Source organism: Bremerella cremea, from assembly GCF_003335505.1.
Taxonomy (GTDB): Bacteria; Planctomycetota; Planctomycetia; order Pirellulales; family Pirellulaceae; genus Bremerella; species Bremerella cremea_A.
The window spans coordinates 332,662-353,848 of record NZ_QPEX01000011.1; the positions used below are offsets into that span (position 1 = coordinate 332,662).

General features: G+C 54.8%; 9 protein-coding genes. 4 read left to right on the forward strand and 5 right to left on the reverse strand.

Translation table 11 applies throughout. From position 1 onward, the window contains the following. Nucleotides 1-17 precede the first annotated feature (17 nt). Nucleotides 18-1,454, forward strand: coding sequence for a DUF1501 domain-containing protein (locus DTL42_RS08635; protein WP_114368306.1), 1,437 nt, complete (start codon nt 18-20; stop codon nt 1,452-1,454). 17 nt (nt 1,455-1,471) lie between these two features. On the opposite strand, the gene DTL42_RS08640 is transcribed toward DTL42_RS08635, so the two are convergent. The 5 genes from DTL42_RS08640 to DTL42_RS08660 all read right to left on the reverse strand — a co-directional run bounded on the left by DTL42_RS08640 (nt 1,472) and on the right by DTL42_RS08660 (nt 9,586). After that, complete coding sequence (locus DTL42_RS08640; protein WP_147274209.1) at nt 1,472-2,101, reverse strand: pentapeptide repeat-containing protein; 630 nt, start codon at nt 2,099-2,101, stop codon at nt 1,472-1,474. A 369-nt stretch (nt 2,102-2,470) separates the two neighbouring features. Next, nucleotides 2,471-3,598 carry a radical SAM family heme chaperone HemW gene (hemW, locus tag DTL42_RS08645; RefSeq protein ID WP_114368308.1) on the reverse strand — a complete coding sequence of 376 codons (1,128 nt, stop codon included), beginning with the start codon at nt 3,596-3,598 and terminating at the stop codon, nt 2,471-2,473. A gap of 55 nt (nt 3,599-3,653) precedes the next feature. Continuing rightward, complete coding sequence (locus DTL42_RS08650) at nt 3,654-4,493, reverse strand: MBL fold metallo-hydrolase (RefSeq protein ID WP_114368309.1); 840 nt, start codon at nt 4,491-4,493, stop codon at nt 3,654-3,656. A gap of 143 nt (nt 4,494-4,636) precedes the next feature. Next, nucleotides 4,637-5,419 (reverse strand): segregation and condensation protein A, encoded by a 783-nt coding sequence (locus DTL42_RS08655; RefSeq protein ID WP_114368310.1) that lies wholly within the window; start codon nt 5,417-5,419, stop codon nt 4,637-4,639. A 165-nt stretch (nt 5,420-5,584) separates the two neighbouring features. Next, complete coding sequence (locus DTL42_RS08660) at nt 5,585-9,586, reverse strand: hypothetical protein (RefSeq protein WP_114368311.1); 4,002 nt, start codon at nt 9,584-9,586, stop codon at nt 5,585-5,587. 405 nt (nt 9,587-9,991) lie between these two features. Between DTL42_RS08660 and DTL42_RS08665 the strand changes: the two genes are divergently transcribed. The 3 genes from DTL42_RS08665 (at nt 9,992) to DTL42_RS08675 (ending at nt 21,072) form a co-directional block, all read left to right on the forward strand. After that, nucleotides 9,992-11,626, forward strand: coding sequence for a PQQ-binding-like beta-propeller repeat protein (locus DTL42_RS08665; RefSeq protein ID WP_114368312.1), 1,635 nt, complete (start codon nt 9,992-9,994; stop codon nt 11,624-11,626). A 380-nt stretch (nt 11,627-12,006) separates the two neighbouring features. Then, nucleotides 12,007-16,986: a PVC-type heme-binding CxxCH protein gene (locus DTL42_RS08670; RefSeq protein ID WP_114368313.1), complete on the forward strand. Its 4,980-nt coding sequence runs from the start codon at nt 12,007-12,009 to the stop codon at nt 16,984-16,986. A gap of 291 nt (nt 16,987-17,277) precedes the next feature. Further along, nucleotides 17,278-21,072, forward strand: a complete 3,795-nt coding sequence (locus DTL42_RS08675; RefSeq protein ID WP_114368314.1) for a S8 family serine peptidase — start codon at nt 17,278-17,280, stop codon at nt 21,070-21,072. The last annotated feature ends 115 nt before the right edge of the window (nt 21,073-21,187 follow it).

Consider the following 21,187-nt stretch of genomic DNA (forward strand, 5'->3'; position numbering starts at 1 on the left):
TTACGAGTAACCACCCAATGTCCCACGAATTGAAGCAGCTTGCCAACCGACAAACGCGACGATCCTTTTTAGGTTCGGCAGGGGTGGCCGTGGGGGCGTTGTCGCTACATTCGCTCTTGGCGGACAAGGTCGAGGCAAAAGAACAGACGCTGCCTCATTTCGCCCCCAAAGCAAAGCGGATAATTTACCTTTGCCAATCTGGGGCACCTTCACAGCACGATTTGTTCGACTACAAGCCGGCGTTGCTTGCGCGGCAAGGAGAAGAACTGCCCGAATCGATTCGGATGGGGCAGCGGCTGACGACGATGACCTCGGGACAAGATTCGCTTCCTTTAACACCCAGCCAGTATGCGTTTGCCCAGCACGGGAAATCTGGGATGTGGTTCAGCGAATTAGTACCGCACCAGGCCAAGATTGCCGATCGCATGTGCCAGATTCGGTCGCTGCATACCGAAGCGATCAACCACGACCCCGGCATGACGATGCTCTTCACTGGGCATCAATTGCCGGGACGGCCTAGCCTGGGAAGTTGGTTGAGTTACGGCTTGGGAAGCGAAAACGAAGAGTTGCCAACTTTTGTCGTGCTCGTTTCGCAGGGAAGTGCCAAGTTGAGCCAGCAGCCGATTTTTGATCGCCTCTGGTCGAGTGCGTTTCTGCCGTCGCGGTTTCAAGGGGTGCGGTTTCGTGGTGGTGGCGAGCCGGTCCTTTATCTGAATAACCCAGCAGGTATCTCCCTGGCTGATCGGCGACGCGTGCTTGATACGTTGGCCCAGTTGAACCAACGCCAAGCAGAGCAAGTTGGCGATCCTGAAATTGAAACGCGGGTCGCTCAGTACGAGATGGCTTATCGGATGCAAATGTCGATTCCGCAGCTTACCGATTTCTCGGACGAGCCAGAATCGGTCTTCATGGCTTACGGAGAAGACGCACGCAAACCGGGCAGTTATGCGGCGAACTGCTTGTTGGCACGTCGGTTGGCCGAACGTGGAGTCCGCTATATTCAACTGTTTCATCGCGGCTGGGATCAGCATCGCGACTTGGCCACGCAATTACCGCTGCAATGTCGCGATACCGATCAGGCCTCGGCGGCTTTGGTGAACGACCTGGCACGGCTCGGTTTACTGGAAGACACCCTGGTTGTTTGGGGAGGCGAATTTGGTCGAACCGCCTACGCACAAGGTGACTTGGCCAATGGCAGCTACGGTCGGGATCATCACGGCCGCTGCTTTACGATGTGGTTGGCTGGCGGCGGCGTGAAGGGGGACTATGTGCATGGCGCGTCCGACGAGTTCGGATACAACATCACGGAAAACCCGGTTCACGTTCACGATTTGAACGCGACGCTATTGCACCTGTTGGGCGTCGATCACAGAAAGTTTACGTATCGCTTCCAGAGCCGCGATTATCGGTTAACCGATATCTACGGCAATGTCGTCGACAAGATCTTGGCGTAACCGGTGCGAACATTTTGCTAAGCCCAAACCATCCACCAAGGGCGTTTGGCGACATGCGATTTTGGCTTGAAGGGCTTATGTTTGGCACATGCATTGATGGCCCGTTCGATGTAGGTCTCTTCCAGAATGGCATCGGTCATGCTGGCATCGGTAAAGTTGGCCTCGTCGACTTTGGCCCGCGTTAGGTCGGCTCCGGTTAGATTCGAGCCCCGCAGATCACAGCGAGTAAGGTTGGCTTCTATTAAATTGCACTGTAGATCGCACATGCTGACATCGGCCTCAACAAGCCGCGCCCCGGTCATGTTGCAATTGGGCAACTTGGCATAACGCAAATTGGCTTTGCTCAGATTGGTTCGCACAAAACTCGATTCGTTGAGGATGGCGTCGGTCATGACTACCCGAGTCATGTTGGCCCCATCGAAACAAGCGCGTTTCACGCTCGCGCCAATGAAGGTTGCTCCTTCCAAGTTCGATCTAGCAAACGATGCTTCGTCGAGGTTGTCGCTATCGAATACGCAATTGCGAAGAACCTGTGACGACAAATCGGCACCGGATAAATTTTTGCCGACAAGCTTCATGCCAACCAGCGAGTCCGCCGCAATCTCAAGGAGTATCTCTCCGGTATTGCGGTGTTTAATCTGAATCATGGCGTCACTCCCAGGAAAAATACTGGCCAAGAATGGGGGTGTTTCGTCGTTGGGAAAACCAGCAACGAAAAAGGACGCCTCGACAATTTGTTCCGGAGACGAAAAGCGGTCTGACCAATTCACCGTCAGAGGGCTTTTCCAATTGAACCGATAATGGGCGAGAGAGCTTGTGTGGAATTCTTGATGTTCGCAAACCCCACTGTTCGAAAATCTAACTGAAAAACCGGTCAGTCTCAAACCTCAAAACATGAAGAGTCGTAAATTCTTTTGTAAAAAGTTCGATAGTGTGCTTATGGTTAGCAACGAGTCGGAAGAGGCCATCGCCCTTGGTTTTTGTAGATTTGAGTCGTTCTGTAGAGGTGGGCTGGCTTATAAAAGTTCGACACAGATGGTGTCGCTTAAGAGCAATCCCTCAGGCGTTAAACGAAGGTAATCGCCTGCAAGGGTAAGAAGTCCATGTTCTTGAAACTGGGAGATGATCTGGCCGCATAGCTGCTGAGGAGTTGTTCCGGTATCCTGCTGGAAGGTGGGCAGATGAATCCCTTGTAGCATGCGTAGGCCAAAGACTAGTTGTTCTCTAGCTTTCATTTCTGGCGTAAGAGTTTCTTGCTCAGCGACGGGGGACTGACCCATTTCGATACGCTTGATGTATGTGGTGGTGCTGCGATGATTGGTTTCGCGACGCATCTCGATATGCCGCGAAGCACCTGGTCCGGCGGCAAAGTAGCGGCGGCCAAGCCAATACTGTTGGTTGTGCTGGCTGCGAAAACCGGGCCGGGCAAAGTTAGAAACTTCGTAATGCTCGAGGCCAGCCGCCGTTAGCCGTTCGATCGTAGCCAGGTACATCTCGCGCTGCAGTTCTTCATCGGCTTCGAGTAGTTGCGAACGTTCGCGGCGACTCCAAAACGTGGTTCCTTTCTCAAAGGTAAGGCCGTAAGTAGAGATATGCTGTGCGCCGAGTTCTACGGCGGAACGCAGGTCTTCGTGCCATTGAGGCAGTGTTTCTCCAGGGGCGGCGAAGATCAGGTCGATACCCAAGTTCGGAATCAGGGGCAAGATCCGCGAAGCGGCCAGCTCGATTTCGCGGCGACGATGATCCCGTTCCAACAGCTTGAGTTTGGTATCGTGAAAGGATTGCACACCGAGGCTAATTCGATTGACCCCAGCCGCCGCCAGCAACTCGACCTTTTCTACCGTGATGTCGATCGGGTTGGCTTCCACACTAAGTTCGCCCCCAGGGGCAAGCGGGAACCAGGTTGTTGCCAGTTGGAGAAGTCGCTGGAGTTCCTCTGGCGAAAGATGCGTGGGAGTGCCTCCGCCAAGAAAGAGAGTCTCGACTTCTTGGGGGGCGCCAAGAAGTTCGAGTTCCTTTTCGATCGCGTTCAAGTAGGCGCCCGTCAGATCATCTCGCCCCGCAATGACGGTGAAATTGCAATACCCGCAACGATGCGTGCAGAAGGGGACGTGCAAGTAAGCACTGCGAGGAGGAGCGATCATGACAATCTAGACATAGCGGTGATGTCCCGGGCAGCAAACGCGAGCAGGCTGGCGATTAAAGCCAAAGGTGCAACCGACCATCAAGCATATCGGGGAGCTTGGCTTTGACATGCTCGTAGATCTGGTGCCCGGTATAGCGGGTGCTAAAGTGGGAAGCGATGATCTTCTGGTTCTTGAATTTATCGCGCCGGGCGACCACATCGTCGAGATGGATATGACCCATCTTGTGGATCTTCTCTTTACGATGATCAGGTGCGACAAAAGTCATTTCCATGATCAAGATGTCCGCTTCATAGAACTCGGGCGACTGGTCCATCGCTTCGGCCCGGCTGTCTCCAAGGTAGGCCAGCAGCGGGTGACGATGTTCGTCGGTGACATCGGTACCGCTTTGGCGGAGGTCGCGGATTTCGTCCCCTTTCAGGTTTTGGTACTCGGCTTTCAGCTTACGCCTACGCTGCGACACGATGTACCCGACCGAGGGAATCGTATGTTTGGTCGGTAAGACTTTGACGACCAGTTCGCGCGAGAGCTCAATCTCTTGGCCGGGAACAACAGGTTCCAGCGTGCAGGGCATCTTGCCGCGATCGAGCCGGCTAAATGCTTTCAGCACTTGCAAGGCTGGGCCAACGGCGATTTCAGGCAGATAGATTGTCGGCGGAGGCATCTTCATCAAGCGGCGACGCGAGACATAAACCGGCAGCGCGGCGATGTGATCTAAGTGCGTGTGCGAGATGAACCAGGTTGCCGTGCCCATGAAATCCCAAGGCTGCAAACCCAAGTCGAAGCCGAGCTTCATTTCGGGAATGCGCCAATAGGTTTGGACGGCCGCCCGGGAGTACCCTTCGATTGTGAGGCCGTTGAATTCGAGTTTTCGCAGGGGGGCGTTATCAAGCATGGGTTGTCGGATATCTGAGTGGCAGGCTCGTGGCCCCCAGCAGTTGGAAGTGGTTCAAGCCAGGAAGAAGGGGACGCATTGTCCCGGGGCAAGGTTCATCGTGGCGTTGGATTTCGGGAATGTTAGTTCACGATGATACCGGTTTAGGGCGGCGTCGGTTTGCCCGCTTCGTATTCGTCGACGTCTTCAAAGTGAACTTCATTTTGGAATCCTTCACCGGCTGTGATCCAGATTTCCTGGTCATCGTCTTCTTGGTGAGCCAGCGTATTATAGTGTCGAATCAATTCTAGGAGGGCGAGGAAGATACCAATGATGCGTGTCTTGACCGCATCTGGGGGAAAAAGGGTGGAAAAACGAACCTTTCCCTCGCTGACGATCCGGGCGTGAACCTGCTTCATGTGGACCCGAATGGGGGTGTCGTCGTAAACGATGTTGGTTGGCTGGGCTTGCTTGCTATCGCGCAGCAGGCGGTTGAGGGCGCTAACCAAGTCCCATAGCTCGACCTCGTTGATCGGCTGATCGGCCATATCGACCTTGCGTGGCGGCAAGTCGTCGGCAATCCGGGGGAAACGCTTCTGCCAATCTCGTCCGTGATCTTCCAGCAAGCTGGCCGCATCCTTGAAACGTTTGTATTCGAGCAACCGTTCGACCAACTGATCGCGTGGATCGTCGATGGTCTCTTCGTCCAGGTCTTCCTGTTGCGGTAGAACCAGCTTCGATTTGATCTCGATCAGCGTGCTGGCCATCTCTAGGAAGTCGGCCACGCTGTTGACATCCATCGCTTTGAGAATATCTAGGTACTGCAGATATTGCTGCGTGACCTGGGCAATGGGAATATCGACAATGTCCAACTCATGCTTGCGTACCAAGTACAACAGCAAATCGAGTGGCCCGCGATAGATCGGGATTTCAACTCGAAAGTTCATGTTGGCGTACCTTGGCGTTCACGAGCGGACGGGATAGTCCCCTCCGATTCGATAGGCAATTGCTCGGAAGGGCTAGTTTGAATTTTCAGTGAAAAGCCGGAAGGAGAATACGTGCTGATTTTAGTCTTGCTGAACACTGAAAACGGAACACTTCAAACTAAAATATTATTCCTCTTCCTCGTCGTCCTCGGAAGAGAAATGCGTGGTCCAAGAGTCGATTTGGTCGTGAACCGCTTCCAGTGAGAGTTTCCTCAGCGGAATAGCTTCGCTAGGTTGCCACGATTCGTTCTCGGCAACGAATGTTTCCTTTAGCTCGACCTTGGTCACCTCTTCGTCCAACGCTTTGAGCCACGTTGGAATGTCGAGGCCGACACCGCTCGGTTCCTGGACCAGCGCTTCCGCTTCTTCGTACAGCAAGTTGAAAGCGATGCTAGCTTCTTCCGTGCCCATGTTGGTCATCGCTTGTTTAACCAACGAGCATATCCGATCGACCGCTAAGGGGCGGACAAAGCGTTCTTGAATTCGATCGGCGACGGTTGGCATTTGCATCGCATATTCACGCTGCAGATTCCGCAGCTTCCGAACGTACTTCTCCGCTTCGTCCTCAATGCGATCTGCCAACGCTTTACGCCACATCTGGGCGGCCTCGGCATGTCCGGTACGGACCAGCACTTCGTGCGTCATGACAATTGGCTTCAGGTTCCACGAAACACGATCGTACGCCGTACGTAGTCGCAGGAAATCGAGGAACATGTAGAGGTATTCGCCCCGATCACTCTGGGTGGTGGTGCTGTTGTAGTCGCGGTACTCGGCGAAGTTTTCCAAGACCGCTTCTAAGACCATGCTAAAGCAGTTGATGGCCTCGATCCGATTGATGTTCGTCCCCATGGCTTGGATGAAGAACGGCCAATCGTCCTCTGGCCATTGTTCGCGAACCCGCTCGATCCAGGTTTCTACTCCGCCATGCAAAATGCTGCGAATGTTGCCCCGGTTGAAGAAGTGCTGCGTGAAAAGATCGCGGCCATAGCGTTGGATAAACGCTTGCACCATCTTCCATTGGCCGGCGTCCGAAAACTTCTCTACCGCAGATAAACGAAGGGTACGGCTATGGTTGAGCCACACGATGAGCAAGTTTTGGGTGACGTGCTCTAGGCATTCGACCAAGGCGTTGTCGAGCTCGGTGGCACCTTCCTTGGCGACTTCCCAGCTTTGCGACGAAGCAACCACGGCATCGATGATCGCCAGGAACCCGGTCTCGAACAGGGCATCGAACTCGGTGATCGCGCCGGGGCCGATTGGGTTGTCGTTCTCCATCTTGCGGGCCGTGTCGAGCAGTTGCCGCGAGAGGTCGTACTGGCCAACCCGAGGGAGCCAATGCAGCAGTTCCCGAATCGTCGACTGGCGAACGCGGGCCGAGACAATCCGCAGCGGGCCGCCTCGTTTCGAGATCGGTACGTAGAGCAGCGGTTTGTCTTTGAGCGTGTTCAGCAGCGGGGGGAAGTGTTGTTGAACCGCTTCGGTATCGCCGGCGAGGATCGCGGCCAGCAGATCGACGGCCAACGTTTGTTCGGCGCCGATTTCGTTTTCGAGGTTTTCCAGCGATTGCTTTTGATGGGGGGCGATAGCGGCCACGGCAGAAGACAAAATGCGTGCTGCTGACGCCGTTGAGACGGTTGTCATGATGATGCGTTCGAGCACGAATTCTTTGACGGCCCGTTGGCGATCGTATTCGACCATCGCTTGATGGTCGCCGCTGATTTCGCTCAGCTTGTGTTGATTGACCACCAGCAACAGTTCGAGCAACTCGCGATAGTTGCTGATTGCTTGCTCACGCCACTGCATCAGCTTCTCGACAACTACGGCTTCGCCTGCGGTGCGGATGGCCTGGAAGGCGGCCATTTGCCACAACTGGGCGACGCAGCTAAGAAAAGAGATATGCGTGTTGATGCGACGCGATTCGGCTTGAAGGTCTTCGCTTGTTTCAGAGTCGCCTCCTTCGAAGATCGCTCCTTCGTTGCCATCGTCGGTGCTGTCGGTATAAGTAACGTCTTCGTAGGCGGCGTCAAACAGGTTGTCACCGTCCGGTTCCTCGCCATGGAAAAGGGCTTCCAGTTCTTCGTCGAACTGTCCTTTTTTAGCCGTCTGCGAGAACCAGCCTGGCACTTTGTAGTAAGCACCAGCGTTGGCTTCTTGGAAGTCGAGAAATCGCTGGATCATCTTCCAGGTCTCGGCTTGAATTTGAGGGGAATCGTCGAGCGATGTTCGATACTTCTGATATGCCAAAATCCACTGCGTGGCGATGCCGAAGTAAGACGTATCGAGATGATGCAAGGGAATCTCATCGGCACGTTCTAGCCAGTGCATCAGCAAGGCTAGCGTGGTGACAAAGTCGTTCCGTTCCAGCAGGGCTTCAATCACCAGCCCGTACGCTTTGGGAGAATCGAACATCTCGGCATGCGGCGACCAGAAAGCGACGTCGCCTGCTTCTGCCCCCACTTTATGCCACAGCCGCAAGGCATCGGCCACCCGCCGCGCGGCGGCGAAGGCATCGTCTCCGCTAGGAGAATCTACGCTGGAAACTTCGTGCGTAGCGAATTGATGCCACCACATCGAGAACTCTTCGAACGCCCACGCCGTTTTCGACCGCACGGCTTCGTCGTCGCGGACGGCGGCTTCGCTGAGAGCTTGCGACATAAGATCAAAGATTTGTTCGATCAAACGTGTCAGGTCATCGACACGGTGGTCGCGAACGCTGTTCTCGTAAGCGGGGAACAAGCTGAACTGACCATCGAAACCAAGGATATTCCAGGGATCGACGATCGCACCACATTCGATGGCACGGTGCAGTCGATCGACGATCTTGTGGATGTAGTCGATGGTCTCGTTGAGATCGCCTCGCTTCATGGCCTGGTGGGCTAGGGTGATGAAGCATTCGATGCGACATTGCATCCGAGCGGAAGCCGTGGGAACGATATCGACCTGCTTGCCCGCCGCGTCGGGGTAGCCCATGCGGGAATAGATCAGCGCCAGGCGAACGTGGGCCAATTGCTTCGCTCGGCGGTTGCTGAGGTAAGCATTTAAATGTTGCCGCGCGGCTCCAAATGGTTGGCGACGTTGAATCGACTCTTCGTTGAGTCGCTGGGTCATCGCAGGCGGGCAACTATCGAGCAGTTGGTTGTAAAAGCGATCGCGATAGTTGGCGATTACCGGCACCAGCTTCGAAAGGGTCATCTCGGAATGGTAGGCACCTGGTCCGTTGCCGGTGATGCCGGCCCCCATCAAGATAACGCCAGCCAGGACGGCAGCGGCTTCGTATACGAGCTCGTCGTGCGAGAGATCGCTGGGAGGGTTACGATCGACACGATCGGTCAACGCTTCGAGCGTGACTTGTTGCACGACAAAACGTGTATATCGACCGTGGATATCGATATGGTCAGGATCCCACTGGCCGAACTGGTAGTTAGGGCGTTTGTTGACTGGGTGCTCGAAGTCATAGGCGCGAGGATCGATGGCCAGTTCGTCGAGCTGTTCGGTCGTGAAGCCAGCATCTTGCAGGATGTCGGCGTTTGTGGCATGCAACAGTTCGAGTGTCTTTTCGACGATCTCTTGATGCCGTCCGAGGCAGGCCCCAGCCCCTTTCAGCCAAATCGGGATCGGCCGGCAGTACTCGTGGGGGTACGGTTCTGTCTTGCGAGTCTCTAGCGCCGGGACAGGCCGGTGCCCGATATAGTCGTTCAAATCGTCCAAGCAGAGCTTGCTAACTTTGCTTTCATCGGCCCAATGGTCGGCATGCGCGAGGACCGATTGAGTGACCCGTACGATGAAGAACGGGGAAAAGAGCTTTTCGCCGGTTTGGTGGAACAGTAAGTCGTGATGAAATTCCAGATAGGCTGGCAGCACGACATCGAACACATAATGCAGTGCGGTCTCGGCTTGGGCCGATTCGGCCAGGGCGGCCGACGAAGTTTTAAGCTCGGCCAAACCAGACTTTAGCCGCTGGCCGACTTGCTGCCACGGCCACTCGTGATCGGGGGTTTGGGGGAGGCTTGGTAATCGGAAAAGTTGATCCAACGCGTTGGCAAAACGCGCATCGTATTCTCCCGAAGAGAAATTGAAATAACCGAGAACTTTCTCTAGCAGACCATTCTCTTCAGATCGATCACCCATGAACCTGCCGTTTCATTTTGCCAGTGCCCCACCATTTGGGGCAAAAGACGTGTCTGCCTTCCCCTCATAAGGGTGTTGTCCCCATAACTCAAGTTTCATGGTAGAGGGGACTGACGCCGGGGTCTAGGCGATACAACACGTCGAGAATCGACGAAAAACAAGGATTTAGCGAAAACCGGGCCAAAAACGTGACGCTGGGGTGGTATCTGAATTAAGATGGAAAAACTTGGCAAGGTATTACTCATCCGAGTGTTATGCTTAAAAAAGCATATTCTGAGGATACTTTTCCCAGGCAATCTTATCCAAACTACCAAAACCGATTAAGGTGATGGTACTTGTCTCGCTTGTTTCCGCCAGGAAAGCTGAGCTCATCGAAATGGGCCAGTTGAAGGAATCACGACCGCTATGCCAATTCAGAAACTCGTATCGCGTCTTGCTATTTTTGCCTTGGTCGCCCTGGCCGCGACGCCTGCGATGGCCCAGATTGGGGCACGAACGTTTTCTCCCTACGAGTTAGAACGACTCGGGCTCGAGAAAGTTTGGTCGGGCCAATTGCCGATCGATCCGCAGCGTTCCGAGCTAGAGACGTTTCGTCAGGTGCTTAGCGCGAAAGACCCCATGGTGGTCTTCGAGGTCGAGCAAAACGGTAAGACGGTCACCTTCAGTTCCAATGAACTAGATATCATCGGCAAGCCTTTAGGAGAAGAAGGCGCCAAGAAGAAGGTCGACCAGTATGTGGCCCGTCTCGACTCTAGCAAAGGCGAGCCTCAAGTTACCCGGCGCGAAGTGCCCAACGAAACCTTTCTGGTGCAGAGCAGTTCGGGAATTTTAATGGCGGTTGATGGACGAACCGGCAAGGCTGATTGGGCCGAATTGCGAGGCAACCCACGTTTTCCTCAAACCACGCCCGATGCGAACGACGATATTGTCGTCTCGGTTAGCGGGTTCACGTTGAGTTGTCTCCGGCGAGATAGTGGTGCCGTGATGTGGACACGTGATCTAGATGGCTTACCGATCGCTGGCCCGGTGGTTGGTGACGAATTTATCTACGTGCCGCTGCTGGATGGAACGGTGGTGGCTTACAACTTTGATGGTGGGCCACGGCTAGTGCCACGTTACAAGTCGCTTGGTAGCATTCGTAAGCCGATGCTGGCGACGACTTCGTCGATCGCTTGGGCCACCGATCGCAACTATTTCTATGTTGGTTATGCCGACCGCCCCTTGGTTCGTTATCGCATTGAATCGAGCGGCGAAATCATTGCTCCACCCAGCAACTCTGGAGCATTGCGGCTGTTTTTCACCACGGCGACCGGGTATGTCTATTGCGTTTACTCGACCGATGGTTCGATCCAATGGCGTTTTTCCTGCGGCGAGCCGATCGATAGCTCGGCGATTGCGATCGGTGAGTCCGTCTATGTAACGCTTCAACGGGGTGGCATGTACAAGCTGGGCATCGAAGAAGGGGAAGTGGGATGGTATGTGCCACGGATCAAGAAGTTCCTTTCCGCCGGCGACAAATACGTTTACGCTCTGGACGATGACGGTGATTTAGTCGTCTTGGATATCAACTCTGGGGCGCGTGTCGGTTCGATGAGCCTGCAAGGCTACGATTTCTTTCATACCAACTCGAAGACCGATCGAATCATCATCGGAACTAAGACGGGCAAGATGGTGGTGCTGCGTTCCAGTGCGTTGCCAGATCCGTTGGTTTACGTCAAAGTAACCAAGCCTGGCGAGAAACCTGCCCCGCCTGAAGGTAAGCCAGAAAAAGAAGCAGCCGCACCCATGGGTGAAGCTGGTGGCAATCCGTTTGCCGCTCCGGCAGCTGGTGGCGGGGGAAGCGTTGCAGACCCATTTGGCCCTCCAGCCACCGGTGGTGGAAATACGGCCGATCCATTTGGCAGTGGCGGAAGCGACGGCGGTAGCTCGGCCGACCCGTTTGGTAGCGGATCGAGCGATCCTTTCGGGAGTGGCTCGAGTGATCCTTTCGGCAGCGGAGCAGATAGCGGCTCTGGGATGAAGAATCCCTTCGGCAACTAAGCACTTAGCTTCAATCAGGCAGTCTCTTGATTAAGGCTCGTGTCGAACTTTGTTTCGGCGCGAGCCTTTTTTTATGGGCTGTTGGTGGAGATTCGCACGATTCCGTTAGCTTGCTAAAGGAAGCGTGCCTTTTTTTCCGTGGGTGGCATGACTCATAAAATGGAAGCGAAATTGCCTTTGGATAGTGCATTCAGGGGTGTTTTCCAGCTAAACTAACCAGTTCACTAATCCTATGGCTGTCTCTAGCAGGAACCATCCGACCTGCTGGGCGATGGCGAATCCTCGCAAGTCCTCCCCCTTTCCTTTACCTCTCTCGTTGCCTTGTGTACGTCTTTTGTAGGCAAGGTGATTCACCCAAGATTGCAGGAGATAGACCTCTTATGACCAAGCATCTCGCATGGCTATTGGCCGGCACGATGATCGCCCTGGTGGCGGTTGGTTCGGCTCAGGCCGACGACGACGGCTTCAAGCCGATCTTTGATGGCAAAACGCTTAACGGTTGGAACGGCGCTGAAGGTTTCTGGAGCGTCGAAGATGGCGCAATCACCGGCACGACCACAGCCGAGCATCCGACCAAGGGAAACACGTTCCTGATTTGGGACCAAGGCAAAGTTGACGACTTCGAGTTGAAGCTGAAGTACAAGATTGTCGGCGGCAACTCGGGCATTCAGTATCGTTCGACCGACCTGGGGAACCATGTTGCCAAAGGGTATCAGGCCGACATCGACAGCGGCGACACTTACAGCGGTATCAATTACGAAGAGCGGGGCCGCGGTATTCTGACCCAGCGTGGCGAAAAAACGATTGTCCACGATGGCAACAAAGACCCCAAGAAAGAACGCTTCGCCGAATCGGCGGATCTGCAAGCGAAGATCAACAAGGAAGATTGGAACGACTACGAGATCATCGCCAAGGGGAATCACCTGATCCACAAGATCAACGGTGTGGTCATGTCCGAGGTGATCGACGAAGGAGAAAAAGACGCACGCACCAGCGGTATTCTAGCATTGCAGCTGCATGCTGGTCCCCCCATGAAAGTGCAGTTCAAAGACGTGATGCTCAAGCGGCTTCCATTGGAAAAAGGGAAGAAGAAAGTCGTCTTCGTGCCTGGTCGCCCGAGCCACGGTTATGGTGCCCACGAGCACATGGCCGGTTGTCGCTTGTTGATGTTGGCGCTGACCGAGAACATGCCGCAGTTTGAAGCGGCTATCTACGAAGGGGGTTGGCCTGCTGATCCCACCGCCTTTGACAACGCCGATGCCGTGGTCGTTTACTGCGATGGTGGACCTGGTCACTTGCTGAATCCTCACCTGGAAGAGTTCCAAAAGCTGATGGACAAAGGGGTCGGTTTGGCCTGTATCCATTACGGCGTGGAAACGACCAAAGGGGAAGCGGGGGATAAGTTCGTAGATTGGATCGGGGGCTACTTCGAGCCTTGGTGGAGCGTGAATCCGCATTGGACTGCTTCGTTCGAGAAGTATGGCGATCATCCAATTACCAATGGGGTGAAGCCGTTCGAGATCAACGACGAGTGGTACTACAACATGCGTTTCCGCGAAGGCATGAAAGATGTCACGCCAATTCTGACCGCCGTTCCACCGAAAAGCACGCTCGATCGTCCTGATGGTCCGCATAGTGGCAACCAGCACGTGCGCGCCATGGTGGGGCAACCGCAACACGTCGCCTGGGCAGCCGATCGCGAAGATGGCGGTCGTGGGTTTGGTTTCACTGGCGGGCACAATCACTGGAACTGGGCCGATCCCAATTTCCGTAAGGTGGTTCTCAACGCGATTGTCTGGATCAGCCACGAGGAAGTCCCGGAAGAAGGTGTCGAATCGGCCTCGCTTTCGGAAGACGATTTGAAAGGCCTGATTCCTGGCCCTCCGCCGGAAAAGAAGAAGCCGGCACCGAAGAAGGGCAACAAGGTTTCGCAGAATGTGAAGCCAAAGTTCAAAAGCCCAGTGGTTACGACCAGCACGCCCGGTCACCAGGTCGACATTCGTGTCGACCTGGAAGGGGCCAAGCAGCTTTTTCTCGTCGTCATGGACGGCGGGAACGGCTTTAGCTGCGATTGGGCCGATTGGGTTGAACCGAAGTTAGTCGGCCCAAAGGGAGAGAAGAAGCTGACCGATTTGAAGTGGAAGCGAGCCACTGCCGATTGGGGCAACGTCCAGGTTAATCGCAACGTCGGTGGGCAGCCCCTGCTGGTCAACGGCCAGGCAGTGGATTACGGGATTGGTGTCCATGCGAACTCGGTGATCGCCTACGACTTGCCGGAAGGTTACACCCAATTTGTGGCCAAAGGTGGGCTCGATAACGGCGGTTCGAATCAGCAGAACGGCGACGTGACCTCGGTTCAGTTTGCCGTCTATACCCAAGATCCTGGCAACGTTTCCGAGCAAGCCGCCAGCGGAAGTCACGAACCTGACGAAGCGGTAGCCGCGTTGGACGTTTATGAAGGATTGGAAGCAACCCTTGTCGCGGCTGAACCCGATTTGAAAAGCTTGACGAACATCGACATCGATCACCGGGGCCGCATCTGGGTGTGCGATGTAATGAACTATCGCGGCAACAACGGATCGCGTCCGGAAGGGGATCGCATCCTGATTTTAGAGGACGAAGATGGGGACGGAGTGGCCGACAAAACGAAGGTCTACTATCAAGGTCGCGATGTCGATACGGCAATGGGGATTTGTGTGTTGGGGAACAAAGTAATTGTTTCCGCTGCACCGAACCTGATTGTTTTCACGGACGAAGATGGCGACGACGTGCCAGATAAGAAAGAGTTGCTCTTCACCAAGACGGGCCAACCGCAGCACGACCACTCCGCCCACAGCTTCCTCTTCGGTCCTGATGGCAAGCTTTACTGGAACGTTGGTAACACCGGAAAGCATGTTCACGATGCCCAGGGCAACGTGGTGGTTGATTTGGCCGGAAACCAAGTGATCGACAACGGCCAGCCTTACTTCGGTGGAATGCCTTTTCGCTGTAGCCTGGATGGAAGTGAATTCGAGGTCTTAGGCCATAACTTTCGTAACAACTACGAAGTGACCGTCGACTCGTTTGGCACCCTCTGGCAAAGCGACAACGACGACGACGGTAACCGCGGTGTTCGCATCAATTACGTCATGGAATATGGCAACTTCGGTTACCTCGATCAAATGACCGGTGCTGGTTGGCGGTCGCCGCGAACGAACATGGAAACCGAGGTTCCTTTGCAGCACTGGCACTTGAACGATCCTGGCGTGGTGCCGAACCTGCTGCAAACCGGGGCGGGCTCGCCGACAGGAATTTGCATTTACGAAGGGGAATTGCTACCGAAGATCTTTCAGAACCAAATCATTCACTGCGATGCCGGTCCCAACATTGTGCGGGCTTACCCTGTGCAGAACGACGGCGCCGGCTATTCGGCCGAGTCGGTCGATATCTTGAAAGGTGCACGGGATAACTGGTTCCGTCCTGCCGATGTGTGTGTGGCTCCAGATGGTTCGATCTTCGTCAGCGATTGGTACGACCCAGGCGTCGGTGGTCACGGTCAGCGCGATCTCGACCGGGGCCGTCTTTTCCGGGTTGCTCCTCAGGGAGTCGGCTACAAAGTACCTAAGTTTGATTTCACAACCATCGACGGCTGCCTCGCCGCGCTGAAGAATCCGAACCTGGCAACCCGTTACCTGGCATGGACCAACCTGCATGCCCAAGGAGCCAAGGCCGCAGCGGCATTAAGAGCGGCTTACGATTCATCGGACGACGCCCGCTATAAGGCTCGCCTTTTGTGGCTGCTGGGAAACATTGAAGGCAAAGGCCAAAAAGCGGTCGATCTGGCACTTTCTGCTGAAGATCCGAATCTGCGGATTGTTGGTCTGCGGATGGCGCATGAATTGAAAATCCCCGCCACGGAAATCGTGCCGAAAGTCATCAACGACAAATCGCCTCAGGTCCGTCGCCAAGCCGCGATCGAGTTGCGCTTTGATGGCAGTGACAAGGCATCGCAGCAATGGGCTCAGCTGGCCGAGCAGTACGATGGCCAAGATCGCTGGTATTTAGAGGCCCTTGGGATTGGGGCCGACTTGCATTGGGATTCGCGCCTGGCGGCCTATCTGGCAGCGGTCGAGGGGAAGATCGACTCGCCTGCGGCAAAAGACATCGTCTGGCGAAGCCGGGCTAATCAAACGCCAGAACTGCTGGCGGCGATCATTCAAGACACCAGCAACCCCGCCGAGCAGCTGCCCCGTTTCTTCCGTGCGTTCGATTTCCAGCCGAACGACGCAGGGGTGAACGACGCCGTGGCTGCATTGGCATTTAAAGGTGCTCGGAGCGACGACGCCGAAACGATGATCATTTCGGAATCGGTCAAGCGATTGAAGAACTACGATGTTCACAAAAACGCCGAGTCGACCGCCGCTATGGGCAAAGCCTTAGAGAAAGTCGCCGGGAGCCTGGCCTACGTGGAACTGGTCGATCGGTTCGAACAGCAGGACTACTATCCGCAGTTGTTGAACCTGGCGATCGCCCAGCCTGATGCCGAAGTCGGCGTTGCTGCTGTCGGGGTTTTGCTGCGACGTGGCCAGAAAGAGCTGCTGCAATCGGTTCTGGCGGAAGGGAAGCCAGAGGAAAAAGTCGCTTTGGCCACCGCCATCGCCAACAGCAGCACCGGTCAGGCCAATGCCTGGATGCAGCGCATGCTGAACGAACCTTCGCAAGACCTGCAAGTCCGCCGGATTGCGGTGAAGGGATTGGCCAGCAACCAACGCTCGGCCCACCAATTGTTAGAACTGGCCAAAGCAGGCAAGCTCGACGAACAGCTCATGCAAGCCGCTGCGGCTCCGCTGAAGGTTTCTGTCTGGGGTGACGTTCGTCAGAAGGCCGCCGAGATTTTCCCGCAGCCTCCTTCCAAAGACAACAAGCCACTTCCTCCGCTCGACCAATTGGTGCGGATGCGTGGCTCGGTAGAGGAGGGGAAGCAAGTTTTTGCCACCACCGGAACGTGCAGCAAGTGCCACGTCGTGAACAACGAAGGAAAAGAAGTCGGGCCAAACTTGAGCGAGATCGGTTCCAAGTTGGGGCGCGAGGCGATGTTTGAATCGATCCTTTATCCTAGCGCCGGTATCAGCCACAACTACGAAAACTGGGCGGTGCTGACCGAAAGCGGAACGGCGATTACCGGATTGAAGACCAGCGAAACGGCAGATTCGATCACGATCACCAACGCGGAAGGGTTGGCCCGGACGATTCCGAAGAGCGAAGTCGACGAGATTCGGAAGCTGTCGATTTCTGTCATGCCCAACGATCTGCAAAAGCTGATGACGGTGCAGGAGTTGGTAGATGTGGTCGAATACATCTCGACGCTGAAGAAAAAGTAATTTTCTTCCTGTGAGTTACCCGCTTAAGTAAAAAGGCACGAGTGCATCTCGTGCCTTTTTTGCGGAATAGAGGGGCGTTACTTTGGCCAAGTCGCCACGAGAAGAGCCTGAATATCGAAATTCATACCGCAAAGGGAGGGCATTCCAGCCATTCTGCGGAATTTTCTACATTAAGGTGCTTCGCCCAGGGGTTGGTTACGACCTACAATAGATGGTTTGCGTCAACTTTGCGGCCGCACCGTTTTCGATTTGAATTGATTCCTCGCGATCTGCTCTCAACCACAGTCTGCCATGATCCGACTTACTTCAGCTTTTGTACTTACCGTTATCTTCTGTTCGCATGGGCTTGCCCAGGAAAATTTTCCGGCGGCTGATTTGCTGCCGAAAAAAGAAATCGGCGCGACCCGTTTTTTAGAACAGCACCCCGATTTTGACGGTCGAGGGGTAGTGGTGGCTGTGTTCGATACCGGCTGCGATCCCGCTGCCCCAGGGCTTCAGGTCACCTCCGATGGCAAACCGAAAATCATTGACATGATCGACGGCTCCGGCAGTGGTGACGTACGGACATCGACCGTGCGTAAGGCGGAAGAAGGAAAGCTGGAAGGGCTCACCGGGCGGACGCTGACCATTCCAAAAAAATGGAAGAACCCCAGCGGTGAATATCATCTGGGGATGAAGCCAGCTTACGAACTCTTTCCTGGTGGCGCGATTCCTCGTGTGAAGTCGGAACGACGTAAGCCGTGGGACGAGGCCGTGCGAGGCAAGATTGAAGAACTGATCCGCCAGATTGCCAAGTTCGAGAAAGAGAACCCCAAGCCTAATACCGAACAAAAGAAAGAAAAGAAGGAACTCGAACTGCGACTCGAGGCGTTGACCAAACTGCAAGGAAGTTGGGACGATCCCGGTCCGATTTACGACTGCGTGGTTTTCCACGACGGCAAAACCTGGCAGGCCGTGGTCGATACGGATGAAGATGGTGATTTAGCGGATGAAAAGCTGATGACCAACTATCGGGCCAAGCGTCAGTATTCGACGTTTGGTGAAGTCGACCTGGTTAGCTTTGCGGTCAACATCTACGAAGAAGGCAATCTGCTAAGCATTGTGGTCGACGCCGGCACGCATGGGACACACGTGGCTGGAATTATCGGGGCGAACTATCCTGATCGTCCAGAAATGAACGGTGTGGCACCAGGCGCGCAAATTGTTTCGGTCAAGATCGGCGATACCCGTCTCGGTTCTAATTCGACCGGTACCGGCGAAGAACGGGGCTTGGTTGCCGTGCTGGAAAACAAGTGCGATCTGATCAACATGAGCTACGGCGGTGCTTCGCCCGAATGGAACACCGGTCGAGCAGCTCGGCTTTATTCCGAAATCGTCAATCGTTACGGCGTGATCTTTGTTTCCAGCGCGGGGAACAATGGTCCGGCGCTTAGTACTGTGGGAAGTCCTGGGGGGACCACATCGGCGATTCTAGGCGTTGGTGCTTACATTCCGCCAGCGTTGGCCAGCACCGGCTATTCGGTGCGCGAGCAACTAGCCGAACGGCCTTATACCTGGTCGAGCCGCGGGCCGACGATGGATGGGGACTTAGGCGTCGATATCAGTGCCCCTGGTGGCGCGGTTGCGCCGGTCTCGCGCTGGTCGCTTTCGCCCGGCAAGCTAATGAACGGAACGTCGATGTCTTCGCCCAATGCCTGCGGCGGGATCGCGTTGATCTTAAGTGGGCTCAAGCAAGAGAAGATTCCCTACACCCCAGAAGCGGTCAAGCTGGCTGTGAAGAACTCGGCCCGTGCTTTGGAAAATGGCTCGGTCTTTGCCAACGGTTACGGCTTGATTCAAGTGGGTGCTGCTTTCGAGTGGCTGAAAGAGTACGAGAAAGAAGTCGAACCGGAAGTTCGTTACGTCGTTTCGATCCCTAGCTTACGGACCAACCGGGGTGTCTACTTCCGCGAAGCGGACGATGCCAAGCGTGTCCACGAGATCACGATCGAAGTCGATCCGGTCTTTAACGAAGACGACAAATACGATCCACGAGCTAACTATCAAGCGGAATTCAATTTAAAGTGCGACGCAGATTGGGTGACCATCCCGGCCAGCTTCTATGTGCATCACGGCGGGCGGAACTTCAAAATCGAAGTCGATCCTCGTTCGCTGGACCCAGGGGTTCACTTTACCGAAATCGAAGCCTACTACGCCGACCATCCTGAACTGGGGCCACGTTTTCGCGTCCCGATTACCGTGATTGTGCCGGAAACGCAAAACAAGAACACGCAGTTTCACAAGATGTTGCGTTTAGGCCCAGGCGAGATCGGCCGTTCCTTTGTGGAAGTGCCGATCGGAGCAACGTGGGTGAATGTTCGCCTGAAAGCGACCAACATTGACGACACCAAGCTGTTCGTCTTTCATGCTTTGCAACGTTTGGAAGATCAAGCCTACAGCAAGATCGAAGAGCAAGACTTCTTACCGCTACAGCCGGGCGAATTGCGTGAAATCAGTTTCCCGGTGGAAGAAGGCAAGACGATCGAAATGACCCTGGCTCAATACTGGTCGACGCTGGGCAATACCGAAGTCGAGATGGACGCTACGTTCTATGGAATCGTTCCCAGCCCAGGCACGCTAACGTGGGACGGCAACAACCCGATTCATCGAGTTGACGTGCAAGCCGTGCTCGGCCCGATGCAGATCAAGCCGTCTGCGAAGTTCGAAAAACTTCGCAAGACGATTCGCCCGGTGAAAAGCGAAATTATGCCGCTCGATCCGCAGCGAGATCAACTGCCTGAAAAACGAATGATCTATGGGCTGACGCTCACCTACGAGATTACGCTCTCGGAAGATGCCAAGGTGGCACCAGAACCGGTAGCGTATGCCAACGGCTTCGATTCGTACTCAGGCGGTGTTTATGCGATTTACGACAAGAACAATCAAGTCATAAAAACAGGGGCCGGCGGACGCGATACCTCGCTCGACAAAGGGAAGTACACGCTCACGTTCTTCTTCCGACACGAAGACCGCGACGAACTTCTGAAGATCGAGGACATGCCGGTTTGGCTTGATTTCGAGATCAGCCGTCCTGGCATTCGTACCTACAACAACTACGAAAATGCCTTCAATCGCCAGGGAGGTTTCCGTGGCGAGTGGCTACGTCCCGGCGAGCTAGTGCCGGTTTACCTGACGACTGATCCGAAGGGGATGCCCAAGATGGCTTCGCCGGGTGACTTGTTGTTGGGGGAAATTCAATTTGGTGATCCCGATGCCAAGCTGAACGGTGCTTCGCGTCGTCCGAAAGGCTTTGCCTTGGAATACATCGTGCCGGTACCGGCAAGCGATAAGCCAGAGCCAGCGGCTGACAAACCGAAGGAAGAGAAGCCGACGCTGGAAGACAAGTTATTCGAAACGAAGCTGGCCTATTTGAAGACCTTAAAAGGTAAGGATCAGCAGGAAGAGTTTTCGAAACTGTTCGACGAATTGAAAGAGGCCAAGCCTGAGGATGTGGCGCTGTTGCAAGCCAAGTTGATCATGCTGGACGAAAACGACCGCAAAGATCACCTGCCCGAAGTCGTTAAGGCGGCCAATGCGGTCTTGAAGGCGATCCCGCAAAACAAAGTTCGCATGTACTTCGCCCAGCGACGCGATCCCGAGACGGACGAAGAAAAGAAAAAAATGAAGGAGATGACCGAACTGAAAGAGACGCTCATCGATACGCTCTACCGTAAGGCTCGGGCCTATGCCTACATGGATCTGCCGACGGACGATCCTGAGCACCCAGAGAACAAAGACATCCGCAAGGCACCCAAGGATGAGCAGAAGCGGGCGAAGCTATTTGAGAAGAGTTTCGAACAACTGTCGAGTTGGGTCGATACAACGGAAAAGAAGTACGCTCTGCTGCACCTGCGACGTTTGCGTCGGCATGGCCAAGAGGCCGAGGCGCTACAACTGCTCAACAAAATGATCAAGGAAGATCCTACCAATCTGCTGCTGTACAAGAAGCGTTCGGACATTTACGGCGAGCTAGGTTGGGACTTTGCCGAAAAGAACGAAGAGCAGTGGCGACTGCTTCGCAAACGAGACGCTTTGCTACCGAACTAAGTTCGACAAGTGAAAACGAAGGCAAGTTGGGCGGTGATTGAGCCCAACTTGCCGCTTTACCGCTGCCGATTGAGAATAAAATCTTGCTTGATCGCCCGAATTGAGAAATAATGCG